Source organism: Chitinophaga sedimenti, from assembly GCF_023156195.1.
Classification (GTDB): Bacteria; Bacteroidota; Bacteroidia; order Chitinophagales; family Chitinophagaceae; genus Chitinophaga; species Chitinophaga sedimenti.
On the sequence record NZ_JAKUKA010000001.1, the window covers coordinates 5,013,795 to 5,026,229 of the forward strand.

Here is a 12,435-nt window from a genome sequence, read left to right on the forward strand (position 1 = left end):
ACAAATCTTCCTTGAAAGATGCGATCATCATCTTCGGCGGTGGCTGCACCGGCGAGATCGTGAGTAACGAAGGACTCATCTTCACCAACCACCACTGTGGCTACGATGCGATTGCCAGCGCCAGCACGGTGGAGCATAACTACCTGAAAAACGGCTTCTATGCGCTGAACAAGCAACAGGAAATCCCGGCGAAAGGTTTATCTGTACAGTTTCTGCTGCGTGTAGAAGATGTTACTTCCCAGGTAGAAACCGCTGCAAAAGGCCTCTCCGGGGCCGAACGCGCTGCTGCAATCCAGAAGATCACTGCAGAAATTTCTAAAAACGCGGTTAGCATGCCTTCACAGGAAGCCCGTATCAGTCCTTTATATAAAGGCAACCAGTTCCTGATGTACGTGTACGAGCGTTACACCGACATCCGCCTGGTAGGTACACCGCCCGAGAGCATCGGTAAATACGGCGGCGATACCGATAACTGGGAATGGCCCCGCCATACCGGCGACTTCTCCGTTTTCCGCGTGTATGCCTCTAAAGATGGTAAGCCTGCTGAGTATGCGGTAGACAACGTTCCGTTAAAACCTAAGCACTTCCTGCCCGTTTCAGTAAAAGGCGTAAAAGAAAATGATTATGCCATGATCTTCGGTTACCCCGGCGGTACCAACCGTTACGAAACCTCCTACGGCGTGAAGCTAAAAACCGACATAGAAAATCCTTTCACGGTAAACCTCCGCGACGTTCGCCTGAAATATATGTTTGAAGAAATGAAGAAAGACCCGGCCGTGAAACTGCAACTGGCCTCCAGCTATGCAGGCATCGCCAATTACTGGAAATTCTTCGATGGCGAAAGCAAACAACTGCTGAAGTACGACGTATATGGCCAGAAACAGAAGAACGAAGCGGATTTCATCAACTGGGCAAAAAACAAACCGGAATACGCGAACATATTTGCTCAATATGAAAAGCTGTATAAAGACTGGACACCTTACGCTAAATTGCGTGTTTACCTGAACGAAGGCATCTACGGTTCACCGCTGGCTGCCTTTGCGGGCTCGCTGGCACAGGTAGAAAACGCGCTGGCTAAAAAGACCGGTGTCAAAGAAGCACTTGCCGCTGCTGATAAAGCGCGCACCAACTTCCTCGCAAAAGAAAATAAACCGAGCGATTTAAAGATCATGGCCGCCACTGCCATGATGTATTACAACGACATCCCGAAAGACCAGCACCCGATCGGCTTCTTCGAGTCTGTTCGCAAATTTGGCGAACTGAATGACGAAAAACCTTCCGCACCTGGGCTGCCTACGTGTTCGCGAACACCATGATCTTTAACGATACGAAGTGGAAAGCGTTCATGGGCAACCCCGACAACGCGCAGCTGCAGGACGATCCCGCGTATGGTTATGCATCTGCCTTCACTAAAAATTATGTGAGCAAATACGCCCCGATGTACAACATCTTTACTGCCGGTAACGCCGAATTGGGCCGCCTGTACCTGAAAGGCGTGATCGAACGCGAGCCGAATAAAAGCCGCTATCCGGACGCAACTTTCACCATGCGCCTCAGCTACGGCACCGTTAAACCTTACAAACCGCGCGATGCCGTGTCGTACGATTATGTAACTACCCTCACCGGTGTAATGGAAAAATACCAGCCAGGCGACTATGAGTTCGACCTGCCGGAAAAACTGATCGAACTTTATAAGAAGAAGGATTTCGGCCAGTATAAAGACGCTAAGAAAAATGATCTCGTGGTAGGTTTCATCACCACCAACGATATCACTGGCGGCAACTCCGGTTCACCGGTAATCAACGGCAATGGCGAACTGATCGGCCTGGCTTTCGATGGCAACTACGAAGCTCTTAGCCACAAAATCCAGTTCGACGCAGTACAAAACCGCACCATCTGTGTGGACGTGCGTTATGTGCTCTGGTGCATCGACAAGCTGGGCGGTGCTTCCAACATTATCAATGAATTGAAAATCGCTAAGTAGCCATAAAAAAGGAGAAGGTGATCAGCCTTCTCCTTTTTTTTTTTATGTAACCAGCTGCATATCGCTTGGCAGCCGCCGTTGTGTTTTCTATGGTTTTTGCAAATTTTGGTAGATATAATTTTTATCGAACCTCGTCTGTTTTTGTACAACGGCTGTTATAGTTAGGACGATTTTGTTTCTTAAAGCGTTTATAACAAGCATCTTGTGTTTTCCTTCGGCTATTTTTCTCCGAAAATAATCCCCAAAGCTGTTTTTCATTTTGGTGGCTGTCAGGGCACACATGTGCAGGAGGCTTTTAAGCACTCTATTAGCTAAATGACTGACCCTGGCAGGCTTTCGCACGCTGCTGCCGCTTCGTCGTTCAAATGGAACAACGCCACAATAACTACCTAGCTGTTTGCCCGATTTCACTTGCTTAAATCCATCGGTGTAGCAGATGAGGTGATAAGCGGTGATAGGCCCTACAGAAGGAACGCTGGTGATCAAGCTGACCTGACGGCGCATTTGGGCGTCCTCCTTAACCAGTTGGGCGATGTCCTCATTGATTCGTTTAAGATCGAGTTCAAGGCCCTGTATGCCCGCTGTGTATGCTGTGGTTTTAGGAACGCCACTCCAGTCATAGAAGGCTTTCTCTTCCAATGGCTGTTTGAGGGCCTTTAATACACTCAGTAATCTCCGACGCTGTGCCAGTAGTTGCTTAAGTGTGGTGATTACTGATATGGGTTTTTTCCATAGCTGCAACTCATCACTATGATGCTTAGCATAACGAGCGATGTCTAATGCATCTTTGGGATCGCTTTTCTTACGGATATCGCGGATGCTCCTTTTGATATTAGCGGCATTTTCCAGACTCACGGCTATTTGCTGGCTGTCCAGGTAATGAACAACGGCCTCATTATAATGCCCTGTATTCTCAATACAGATCAATAACTTTTTGATAGCGTTGCCCATCAGACTGCGAAGCCACTTTTTCATGTCAGCAAATCCTTTATTGCTTTGTTCAAAGCAGTTGCTGTAGGGGTACTTTACATCACCTGACAGCAGCACACAGATATCTATTTTGCTCTTGGATACATCTATTCCGGCAAAATGAACGAATTTTACACTCATTGGTTTTGTTTCTTTTGGGGACCCGCGAAGATCCATGAATAAAGCCAGTGAGATCAACCAGTTTGAACTTTCCCTAGACCTTTAATAAGCTCTACGTTTATTTTCTATTTGGGTTTTGTTCAAACCAGGCTACGGCAGGATTAAAACACAACCTGGGTTTTACCCTTGTCACTCTAAAAGTGCCTGCCGTAGTCCGGTTGACCTTACAGTTATCCACAATCTGCGTGTTAATTCACAAAAAGAAAAAAGAACCAAAAAAGAAAAAGTTATAGTAGTAATAGTAATAATATCTTCTCTTTTGTTTCTTTTCACAAACCTAAAGGTCACACCCTTCAACCACGGGATCACTTACCATCTTTCCATCCCCATAAATACCGCGCGGCATGCGTTCTGTAAGGCGCCCATTTAGCGGAAATGGCCAGCATCTTCACTTTCTGTGCCTTCTTATCTAACTTTTCCAGCTTGTATAATTTAATCATGCATTGCTGCAGGTTCAGGTCATCGACTGCAAACACATCTTCTCTGCCTAAATAAAACATCAGCAGCATTTCTACGGTCCATCTCCCTACGCCTTTAATCTGGGTGAGGTAGGCAATCACCGCATCGTTGTCAAGTGCGTGCAGCTTTTTATCGGTTAATTTTTCGTCTACCACAAAACGTGCAACGTTCTGTACGTATGCCACTTTCGCATTAGACAACCCTATTGCCCGCAGTGTTTCGGGCGGCGTCGCTACTATTTGTTCCGCAGTAGGTTCTTTGCCATCGTACAGCGCCAGGAAGCGATTGTAAATCACCGTAGCCACCTTGGTGCTCAGTTGCTGCGACATAATAGAAGCAATGAGCCGCAGGGCAATATTGCGTTTTACAGGCAATACGGCCAGCGGCTCATTAATTATTGTTGTCAGGCGCTTATCTTTCTTTAAATGCTCCAAGTAAGCCAGTTCAACCGGCGCCGGTATGTTTGTTTTTTTCGCCATGGCGGATGAATTGTCCGCGGGCCGTATCCTAGTACGCCATTGGATTAACGTACAACACCTGCATCAACGTCTGGCCCACAGCTTTGAGGGTATTTTTATCGATGATCTGCATGTTATCGTTCGCGGTATGCCAGTGCGGTACAAAGCTGCCATTCGGCTGCAGGGCAATAATATCGAACGTTGGGATGCCGGTCAGCGTGTTCACATAATAGTGATCGTCTGTAATGGCGGCGTCCTGCGGATTTTCATAACGGAACTGCGAGTAGCCGAGTTGGTTGGCCACGTCCCAGAACATTTTCATGGGCTGGTACGCATCACGTTTGGAAAATCCTTCCATGAAAAACTGCGAGCCGCGGCCGCCGACCATGTCCAGCAGGATGCCGTAATTCGCTTTATAGCCTTTTACATGCGGGTTTTTAGCCCAGTATTGGGTGCCGAGGCAATAGCTGTCTTCCACTTCAGAAACGCCGTAGTCTTCTACGTCATTAAACAACAGGTCTACGCCCACAGCCGGATGTTTCAGCTTAAACTGGCGGGCCAGTTCAATCATCACCCCTATGCCGCTGCCGCCATCATCGGCGCCATCGATCAGCGTTTTCTTGTTAAACGCGTCCTGGTCGCCCCAGGGACGGGTGTCCCAGTGTGCCAGTACCAGCACACGCTCTTTGGCGGCGGGGTTAAAGCTGGCAATAAGGTTGATACAGGGCAGTTTTTGCTTTTGCGGGCCTGTTACTGTTACGCGTTGTACATACAGGGTATCTGCAAGCGGACGTAAAGTTTGTTCCAGCCAGTCGGCACAAACTTTTGCGCCGGTGTACCCGGTATGCGGGGACCAAAGCTCACTTGTTTGGCCACGTATGCGTAAGCCGAATCGGCCGAAAATACAGGCACGCCGGCAGTATTAGGCGTATTGGTTGTAGCGGTTTCGCTGCTTTCCGCCGGTTTGGGCTGGTTTTGGCAGGCGGCCAGCAGTATGGCCATTCCCGTTATCCACATTAATTTTTGCATTGCCTCTGTTGTTTATTCTACAGTAAAACTTACGGTGCCGTCTTTCTCATCTTTCAGTTGGATGCCCAGGTCCAGCAGCTGGTTGCGGATTTTGTCGGAAGTAGCGTAGTCCTTGCGGGCTTTTGCTTCCTTGCGGATATCGATCAGCAGTTGCAATACTTCGCCCAGTTTGTTGCTGTCGCCTGCTTTCACGGGAATTAATCCCAACAGATCGATCAGGAAAACATCCCAGGTTTTTTTCAGCAGGTTGAACGTGGTTTCGCTGATCTCGCTCATTTTAATCTGACCGTGGCGCAGCGAATTGATCACCGGGGCCAGCTCAAAGAGATTGGCCATTACTTTCGCGGTGTTCATGTCGTCGTTCATATGTTCTGTACATTCCTCGCAAAGGCGTTGTACTTCTTTTTCCAGCTCTTCGTTCAGATCCGTTCCGTTGGAGGCGTAGCTCAATTTCTGCAAGGTTTCATATGCATCCCAGAGGCGCTGTAATCCGCGCTCAGCAGCCTGCAGGGCTTCGTTGGAGAAGTCGAGCGTGCTGCGGTAGTGCGTTTGCAGTACATAAAAACGGATGGTCATAGGGGCATATGGCTTCTCCAGCAACGGATGTGTGCCGGCAAACATCTCCGTGAGTTTAATCACGTTGTTATAGCTCTTACCCATTTTACGACCGTTGATCGTAATCATATTATTGTGCATCCAGTAACGCGCCATCAGCTCACCATGCGCCACTTCGCTCTGCGCGATCTCGCACTCGTGGTGCGGGAACTGCAGATCCATACCGCCACCGTGTATGTCGAACTGGCTGCCCAGGTATTTTCCGCTCATGGCCGAACATTCAATATGCCATCCCGGAAAACCGTATCCCCAGGGACTTGGCCAGCGCATCAGGTGCTCGGTCGGTGCATTTTTCCAGAGGGCGAAGTCTACGTTATTACGTTTCTCGCCCTGGTTTTCCAGTTCGCGGTTGCTGCTTTCCAGCATGTCTTCCAGCACGCGGCCGCTCAGGATGCCGTACTTGAAATTCTCTGCATATTTCTTTACATCGAAATAAACCGAACCGTTTACTTCGTACGCGTAACCCTGCTCAATGATCTTCTGGATCATTTCTATCTGCTCGGTAATGTGGCCGGTAGCCGTAGGTTCAATGCTGGGTTCTTTACAGTTGAACTGCAACATGGCCCAATGATAAAGGTTGGTGTATTTCTGCACCAGCTCCATGGGCTCCAGTTTTTCCAGCAATGCGCCTTTGGCGATTTTATCTTCCGCGGCACGACCTTCTTCCTCGAAGTGGCCGGCATCGGTAATGTTACGCACGTAGCGTACTTTATAGCCGAGGTGCTGCAGGTAGCGGAACAATACATCAAAGGTGATATATGGGCGCGCGTGGCCCAGGTGCGACTCACCGGATACGGTGGGGCCGCAGACGTACATGCCAACGTGACCCGGATACAAGGGTGTAAATGTTTCCTTCTGTCGCGAAAGCGAGTTGTGTATCTTAAAATCTGACATATTCAATTATCGTGGACCGAATTTCTGGATTTTCGGGCGGATTGCAAATATAATGAATGTTCTGTGCAGGGCGGCGGCGGTTAATTATCCGCGTCGTCCCGGACGGAAAGGCTCGTAATAACCGGGTAGTGGTCGGACAGGCCGCTTTGTTCCACTTTTTTAAAGCTGTGGATCTGGAATACCGGGTCCACAAATATATAATCGATGCGCAGGGTGGGCGCCAGGCTGGCGAACGTGCGGCCAATGCCGTTGCCCTTGGCCAGGAACACGTCCTGCAGCTTGCCTTTACGGTAAAATAAGTGTAAGAGGCCGGCGTATCGTTAAAGTCGCCGCAAACAATCACCGGGTGCGGACTTTCCTTAATGAATCCCGATACCAGGTCCGCCTGTTTGGAGCGCCGTACGTAGGCTTCCCGCATTTTTTGCATGATGCCCTTGGCCGCCACCAGTCCTGTATCTTCCTGCTTTTTAATTTTTTCGATGGATTTGTAGTCCTCGCGGTTAAACCGGTACGACTCCAGGTGCATATTTACAATACGGATGGTGTCGCCTTCGCGCAGGATATCCGCATAAATCAAACTTTCACCCATCGGCCCCAGGTCGAGCTTTACCTTATCGGACTTTAAAATCGGGTATTTAGAAAAGATGATTGATCCCCAGTGTTGCGAACCATTCCTGTTAAAATCGCTCGAAAAGAAACGGAACGGCAGGTGCATGGTGCGCGAGATATCTTCCCGGTTGTTGAAATCGCCTTTCTTTTCGGAGGTATAAAAATCCTGCATGCACAAAATATCAGCGTCCTGCGCTTTGATCATTTCGAACATGGCCTTTCGGGTGGGTGCACTGTTTTTGTCGCGGTACAGGCCAAACTGGGCTACGTTGTAACTCATCACCGTAAAAGTTTTCGTTGTACTATCCGCCGATTGCGCTTGTCCGGGCCAGTTAAACGCTACAAAAGAGGAAATAGACTTCCAGCCGATGAGCATGGCTATAATTGGAATAAGCGTGTATTTCCGGTGGAAAATGAGCCAGAACAGGGCGAACAGCAACATCAGCAGAAACAAATACGGGAACGCCAGCGAAAAGAAGCCGATCGGCCAGAAGCGTGCCGGCGAGATAAAGGGGGCCAGGCATGCCAGCAAAAAGCAAATAACGACTGCAATATTTACAGTCAGAAAGAACCCTCTTGTGAATAATCGTAAGAATCTCAACGCTTCGTGTTTGGTGATAGCCGGGTATAAATTTAATGGAAAAAAGGAAAAAGGCCGGCGCAGATGGGATGGGGCAGGGGGTAAGAAGATACGAAAAGTGTTGCTGCGGGCTTATTTACCCGCAGCAACAAATATTTTTAGTGCTTAATGTTAAGCGTTGTGATAATAGGAAAGTGTTCGAAACGGAAGCGGCGGTAAATGTGGAAGTCCAGTACCGGAAACGCTCGTCCGGCAAAATATAGTCGATACGCAGGGTAGGGGCCAGGCTGGAGAACGTACGGCCAAATCCAAACCCGGTTTTCAGGAACGCGTCCTGCAGGTTGCCGCGAACGGTTTGGTAAGTATGGGAAACCGGGATGGCGTTAAGGTCGCCCGCTACGATTACCGGATAAGGACTGCCCGAGATTTCGGCCGATACAATGTCTGCCTGCATAGCGCGGATGTGGAAGGTCGATTTCATCTTTCCGGCAACGCCGCGGCTTTGCGCCAGGCCACTGTTAATACTGGCGTAATCGCCCTCGTTAAACTGGTACGACTTCAGGTGTATACTCAGTACACGTACGGTATCGCCACCAATCACCACATCGGCGCGGATCATGTTTTCCGTTTCCGGTCCGCCCAGCATGTCAATGGTTTGCACATTGGCAATAGGGAAACGGGAGAAAATGGCCGTGCCGAAATGCCAGTGTCCCAGCGGGTGAAGTCTTTCGAAAAATAATGATACGGATAACCGCCCCGGACGATCACGGAATCCACGTTGTGCAGGCGGTCCGGATGCTCGTTACTGTAAAACTCCTGCAGGCAAAGGATGTCTGGCTTCGCTTCTACCAGCAGGTCGTACATTTTAAGCCGGAGTTCGGGGTTGTCTTTGTACTCGCGCATACCGAACATAGAGCAGTTAAAGCTCATAACAGTAAAGTCGGACGCGCTGCTTTCCGGCGCCTTGTGAAAAGGATGGAACGCCCAGCTTTGCAAAATGGCCTTAGAACTCAGCAAAATTGCCACAGCGGAGATCAGGAAGTAATAGCGCTTTTTTCTTTGTAAAACAGCCAGATAACCAGCAAAACCGCGCAAATCGCCAACAGGAATGGGAAACCGAAACCGGCGAAACCTGCCGGCCAGAACTTATCGGGGCGTACATACTGCGCGTAAGCGGAAAAATAAGACCGGCGGCAAGGGCTACGTTTCCCCATAGCAACAAACGCCGGATGATGGTTTTAACTAAATTCACGTTAAAAGAGGTTAGGGAGCACTAAAATAGCACTCTGCCACTAATTTGTACGTGAATTTTGTGTGTACGGTAAAAATCAGGCGCCTTCCTCTTCGCGGCTCGCTCTTAGGAGCAATTCTTTTCTTCGGGCGAAAGGGACTCGATACCGGCCTGGTTGATTTTGTCCAGGATTTCGTCGAGACGGTGCTCCGGTACTGCGCCTACTTTGCGGAAAGGCGTTTCTTTTTGATTTTGAGGGAAGATGGACCCCGGAATTTGTTCCGGGTTATATATTTTCTGGTCAGCCGGGTGAAACATGTGGCTGATGCCGTGTACTGCTTTATTGAAGCCTTCGCCGATGTCCTTGCCTTTTTTAAGCCGGGCTGCATAAATCCAGCCGAACAGTGCGCCGCCTAGGAGGAAGGGGTAGTGCGTCAGTTCTGCGCGATCGGCAGTGTGTGTGCCGATGCTCAGGGCGAAGTAAACGAATGCGATGATCCAGAAGGGAATGCCCCCATAAGAGCAGGCAACACGCGGTATTTCGGTGCAATGACTACCGCAGCTACCGCCAGGGCCATTACACTGGCTTGTGCACCAGCCATGAAGGCGCCGGAACGGATGGCCATAAACGGCGGAACGAGGTTCATGGCAGCCAGGTAAAATACGAAACCGGTGAGCGCGCCAAACAGGTATACGGGTAATATCCTGCGGTGACCGGCTTGTTGCTGCAAGAAGGTGCCGAAGCCCCACAGCCATATCATGTTACTGACAATATCGATTACGCGGGTGTGAACGAACATGGCTGATACCAGTGTCCAGGGGTGCGTGATAAATTCGGAGAAATGCGCCGGCACGCGGATGTTTTCCAGCACGCTGCGTTCGAACGACAGGGCGGGCATATTTTCCATTTTGTAAATGATGTCCGTAAACTGTACCAGGATAAACACGGACAGGTTAACAACCAACAAGTGGGTGACCATATTCCGTTCTTCGCCCAGGGAAAGGCGTGGCGTCCGTTCTTTTTCTACAGCGTGCATGGCCATAATGCTTTGTTTACAAATTTAAAGAATCCATCCTTTCAAAAGTTCAAAATCCGTGCCCTGCTTTTAAGATGGAACGATGAAAAAAAAGCAGTTATGTTTAAAGTTTTGTAATACTGCTAATGCCGCCTTCGCTGCCAGCCTCGCAGGATCAGGTAGGCAAACAGCGCGCCGCCGAGGTGGGCAAAGTGAGCCACATCGTCGTTCGGGTTGTTCTGCACAATGCGCACCACTTCGAGTATAATCATGACACCTGCGAAATATTTTATCTTAATAGGAAAAAGGAAGTACAGGTACAATAACTCGTTCGGAAACATCCGGCTGCGCCAAAGAGGATGCCGAAGATAGCGCCGGAAGCGCCCACCAGCGCGGTATTTTGGTAATAGGTCGCCGTTTGGGAAACCAATACTTTAAGGGCTGCTACCATGCCCGGGTCGTTAGGAGTTGCGCCAAACTGTTCGATGATGCCCTGGTAACGCCAGTTCCTGTCAATATGAAAACGGCGTTGCAGATCCAGTAATGTTTCGTAGCTGGGTTGATCCCGGAATTGCTTTACAAGGCTGTTAAGCTGGTGGAATTCCCAAGCCTGTACGCTCATGTAAAACAAAGCGGCACCAACGCCGCACGCCATGTAAAAAGTAAGAAAGCGTTTTGCCCCCATCGAATTTTCGAGCATGCTGCCAAAAATCCAGAGGGTGAACATGTTACCAAACAGGTGTCCGAAACTACCATGCATAAACAGGTGCGTAACCAGCTGGTGCGGCATAAAGTATTCTGAACCAATATAATGCAAAGCAAAATGGTTGGATATCCAATCAGCGGCATCCCTGGAAACAGACGACTCTACAGTCACCATTCCAAAAAAGACCAGTGCATTGATGATCATCAGGTTTTTGATAACCACCGGGATGGAAAATAAGCCGCCGGGCCTTAAATAGCTCATGATTCGCGCTTGCTTTAAAAATTATCTTTTTTCAATAAAACCACGTTCTCGATATGGTGCGTGTGCGGAAACATATCCACAGGCTGCACTTTTTCCACGCTATACATCGCGTCCAGCAGGGCCAGGTCACGGGCTTGTGTGGCGGGGTTACAGCTTACATACACTATTTTCGGTGCGCCTACTTCCAGCAATTTCTCCACCAGTTTTTCGTGCATGCCCGCCCGCGGAGGGTCGGTAATGATCACGTCCGGCGCGCCATGTTTGGCAAAGAACGCATCGTCCACTATATCTATCACATCACCGGCGTAAAAAGTAGCGTTCGTTACGTTATTTTGTTCAGCGTTGATGATCGCATCATCAATAGCCTCCTTTATCAACTCAATACCGATTACTTTTTTAGCCTGGCGGGATACAAATATCCCGATGCTGCCTGTACCGCAATACAGATCGTACACCACCTCGCTGCCCGTTAGTCCCGCGAACTCACGCGTTACTTTGTACAGCGCCTCGCCCTGGTAAGTATTGGTCTGGAAAAAGGATTTGGGGCCGATCTTGAAGACAAAATCTTCGAGCCGCTCTTCTACATAACCTTTGCCGTAGTATACCTTCGGCTCCGGTCAAAGATACTATCATTCTTTTTCGGGTTGATGGTATACAATAACGAAGTAATGCCGGGAACGGTTTTTAAAATATGATCGAGCAGTGCCTCCCGCGCTTCTTTATCTTCATGATGAATAACAAGGTTGGCCATTACCTCTCCTGTGGTACAAATACGTAACACCAGGTTGCGCAGCCAGCCCGTTTGCTGCCGGATGTCGAAAAATTCCAGGTTATTCGCCTCCGCATAATCGCGGATCGTGTTCTTGATAAGATTGGTAGGCTCCGCCATTAGATGGCACTCCTGTATGTCCAGTACTTTATCGAACAGTTTGGGGATGTGGAAACCAACCGCGTTGCGGCGGGGAATTTCGCCATCGCCGGCTGCATCCATTTCTTTTTGGGTGAGATAAGCCTTGTTGGAAAATGTAAACTCCAGCTTGTTGCGGTAGTACCTGGTTTCCTGGCCGCCCAGGATAGGCATAATGTCCGGCAGGGCTATCTTGCCAATCCGGGTAAGGTGGTCCACTACCTGCTGGTGTTTATAATCCAGCTGCATAGAATACGGCAGCATCTGCCATTTGCATCCACCGCATTCGCCAAAATGCTGGCAGAACGGGTCGGTACGGTCGGGCGAAAGGGTATGGAAATGCACGGCTTTGCCTTCGGCCCAGTCTTTTTATTCTTGCCAAGCCTTACATCCACGACATCGCCGGGTACCACGCCACCTTCAATGAAAATTACTTTACCGTCTTTCCGGGCCAGGGCTTTGCCTTCGGCGGCATAACCACTTACCGGGACGTTTTCCAGAACTACTTGCTTTTTTCTCACGGGTGCAAAGGTAACA

At 49.3% G+C, this 12,435-nt stretch carries 17 protein-coding genes; 2 read left to right on the forward strand and 15 right to left on the reverse strand.

Annotated features, from left to right (window positions below; translation table 11 throughout):
- The first annotated feature begins 11 nt into the window (after window positions 1-11).
- Together MKQ70_RS28765 and MKQ70_RS39910 are read left to right on the forward strand one after the other, a co-directional pair.
- Complete coding sequence (locus MKQ70_RS28765) at window positions 12-1,316, forward strand: S46 family peptidase (RefSeq protein ID WP_282456854.1); 1,305 nt, start codon at window positions 12-14, stop codon at window positions 1,314-1,316.
- Window positions 1,313-1,984, forward strand: coding sequence for a S46 family peptidase (locus tag MKQ70_RS39910; RefSeq protein WP_282456855.1), 672 nt, complete (start codon window positions 1,313-1,315; stop codon window positions 1,982-1,984). Before MKQ70_RS28765 ends, MKQ70_RS39910 begins: the two co-directional genes overlap by 4 nt.
- An 87-nt stretch (window positions 1,985-2,071) precedes the next feature.
- On the opposite strand, the gene MKQ70_RS28770 is transcribed toward MKQ70_RS39910, so the two are convergent.
- The 15 genes from MKQ70_RS28770 to MKQ70_RS28830 form a co-directional block, all read right to left on the reverse strand.
- Entirely contained in the window at window positions 2,072-3,094 is a 1,023-nt protein-coding gene (locus tag MKQ70_RS28770; RefSeq protein WP_248077333.1) for an IS110 family RNA-guided transposase, read from the reverse strand.
- A 344-nt stretch (window positions 3,095-3,438) separates the two neighbouring features.
- Window positions 3,439-4,071 (reverse strand): DNA-3-methyladenine glycosylase family protein, encoded by a 633-nt coding sequence (locus tag MKQ70_RS28775; protein WP_248077335.1) that lies wholly within the window; start codon window positions 4,069-4,071, stop codon window positions 3,439-3,441.
- Window positions 4,072-4,099: 28 nt separating this feature from the next.
- Window positions 4,100-4,858: a M28 family peptidase gene (locus MKQ70_RS28780; RefSeq protein WP_308199557.1), complete on the reverse strand. Its 759-nt coding sequence runs from the start codon at window positions 4,856-4,858 to the stop codon at window positions 4,100-4,102.
- On the reverse strand, window positions 4,807-5,079 hold the full coding sequence (locus tag MKQ70_RS28785) for a hypothetical protein (protein ID WP_248077340.1): 273 nt from the start codon (window positions 5,077-5,079) through the stop codon (window positions 4,807-4,809). The genes MKQ70_RS28780 and MKQ70_RS28785 overlap by 52 nt, the downstream gene beginning before the upstream one ends.
- 12 nt (window positions 5,080-5,091) lie before the next feature.
- Entirely contained in the window at window positions 5,092-6,588 is a 1,497-nt protein-coding gene (gene cysS, locus MKQ70_RS28790) for a cysteine--tRNA ligase (protein ID WP_248077342.1), read from the reverse strand.
- A complete protein-coding gene (locus tag MKQ70_RS28795; protein WP_504909365.1) occupies window positions 6,575-7,798 on the reverse strand; it encodes an endonuclease/exonuclease/phosphatase family protein in 1,224 nt (407 codons plus the stop codon). The genes cysS and MKQ70_RS28795 overlap by 14 nt, the downstream gene beginning before the upstream one ends.
- Before the next feature lie 115 nt (window positions 7,799-7,913).
- Window positions 7,914-8,438 carry an endonuclease/exonuclease/phosphatase family protein gene (locus MKQ70_RS28800; protein ID WP_248077353.1) on the reverse strand — a complete coding sequence of 175 codons (525 nt, stop codon included), beginning with the start codon at window positions 8,436-8,438 and terminating at the stop codon, window positions 7,914-7,916.
- Complete coding sequence (locus tag MKQ70_RS28805; protein ID WP_248077356.1) at window positions 8,393-8,794, reverse strand: exonuclease/endonuclease/phosphatase family protein; 402 nt, start codon at window positions 8,792-8,794, stop codon at window positions 8,393-8,395. Before MKQ70_RS28805 ends, MKQ70_RS28800 begins: the two co-directional genes overlap by 46 nt.
- A 17-nt stretch (window positions 8,795-8,811) precedes the next feature.
- Window positions 8,812-8,991: a hypothetical protein gene (locus MKQ70_RS43900; protein WP_504909368.1), complete on the reverse strand. Its 180-nt coding sequence runs from the start codon at window positions 8,989-8,991 to the stop codon at window positions 8,812-8,814.
- A gap of 143 nt (window positions 8,992-9,134) precedes the next feature.
- The gene (locus MKQ70_RS28810; protein ID WP_248077359.1) at window positions 9,135-9,326 is read right to left on the reverse strand and encodes a DUF6576 domain-containing protein; all 192 of its coding nucleotides are present in this window, start codon (window positions 9,324-9,326) and stop codon (window positions 9,135-9,137) included.
- A gap of 152 nt (window positions 9,327-9,478) precedes the next feature.
- Window positions 9,479-10,051 carry a rhomboid family intramembrane serine protease gene (locus MKQ70_RS28815; RefSeq protein ID WP_248077362.1) on the reverse strand — a complete coding sequence of 191 codons (573 nt, stop codon included), beginning with the start codon at window positions 10,049-10,051 and terminating at the stop codon, window positions 9,479-9,481.
- A 116-nt stretch (window positions 10,052-10,167) separates the two neighbouring features.
- Window positions 10,168-10,296, reverse strand: a complete 129-nt coding sequence (locus MKQ70_RS39915) for a hypothetical protein (RefSeq protein ID WP_282456856.1) — start codon at window positions 10,294-10,296, stop codon at window positions 10,168-10,170.
- Between the two features lie 17 nt (window positions 10,297-10,313).
- Entirely contained in the window at window positions 10,314-10,991 is a 678-nt protein-coding gene (locus MKQ70_RS28820) for a rhomboid family intramembrane serine protease (protein WP_248077365.1), read from the reverse strand.
- Between the two features lie 14 nt (window positions 10,992-11,005).
- Window positions 11,006-11,542 carry a 23S rRNA (uracil(1939)-C(5))-methyltransferase RlmD gene (rlmD, locus tag MKQ70_RS28825; protein ID WP_248081714.1) on the reverse strand — a complete coding sequence of 179 codons (537 nt, stop codon included), beginning with the start codon at window positions 11,540-11,542 and terminating at the stop codon, window positions 11,006-11,008.
- A 29-nt stretch (window positions 11,543-11,571) separates the two neighbouring features.
- A complete protein-coding gene (locus MKQ70_RS28830) occupies window positions 11,572-12,243 on the reverse strand; it encodes a class I SAM-dependent RNA methyltransferase (protein WP_248077368.1) in 672 nt (223 codons plus the stop codon).
- Window positions 12,244-12,435: the final 192 nt, after the last annotated feature.

Bases quoted from the DNA above. Each gene is read 5' to 3' on its own strand.
- MKQ70_RS39910 (WP_282456855.1), top strand. From the start codon at position 1,313: ATGATCTTTAACGATACGAAGTGGAAAGCGTTCATGGGCAACCCCGAC.
- MKQ70_RS28770 (WP_248077333.1), bottom strand. From the start codon at position 3,094: ATGAGTGTAAAATTCGTTCATTTTGCCGGAATAGATGTATCCAAGAGC.
- MKQ70_RS28775 (WP_248077335.1), bottom strand. From the start codon at position 4,071: ATGGCGAAAAAAACAAACATACCGGCGCCGGTTGAACTGGCTTACTTG.
- MKQ70_RS28785 (WP_248077340.1), bottom strand. From the start codon at position 5,079: ATGCAAAAATTAATGTGGATAACGGGAATGGCCATACTGCTGGCCGCC.
- cysS (WP_248077342.1), bottom strand. From the start codon at position 6,588: ATGTCAGATTTTAAGATACACAACTCGCTTTCGCGACAGAAGGAAACA.
- MKQ70_RS43900 (WP_504909368.1), bottom strand. From the start codon at position 8,991: ATGGGGAAACGTAGCCCTTGCCGCCGGTCTTATTTTTCCGCTTACGCG.
- MKQ70_RS28810 (WP_248077359.1), bottom strand. From the start codon at position 9,326: ATGTTTCACCCGGCTGACCAGAAAATATATAACCCGGAACAAATTCCG.
- MKQ70_RS28815 (WP_248077362.1), bottom strand. From the start codon at position 10,051: ATGGCCATGCACGCTGTAGAAAAAGAACGGACGCCACGCCTTTCCCTG.
- MKQ70_RS39915 (WP_282456856.1), bottom strand. From the start codon at position 10,296: ATGATTATACTCGAAGTGGTGCGCATTGTGCAGAACAACCCGAACGAC.
- MKQ70_RS28820 (WP_248077365.1), bottom strand. From the start codon at position 10,991: ATGAGCTATTTAAGGCCCGGCGGCTTATTTTCCATCCCGGTGGTTATC.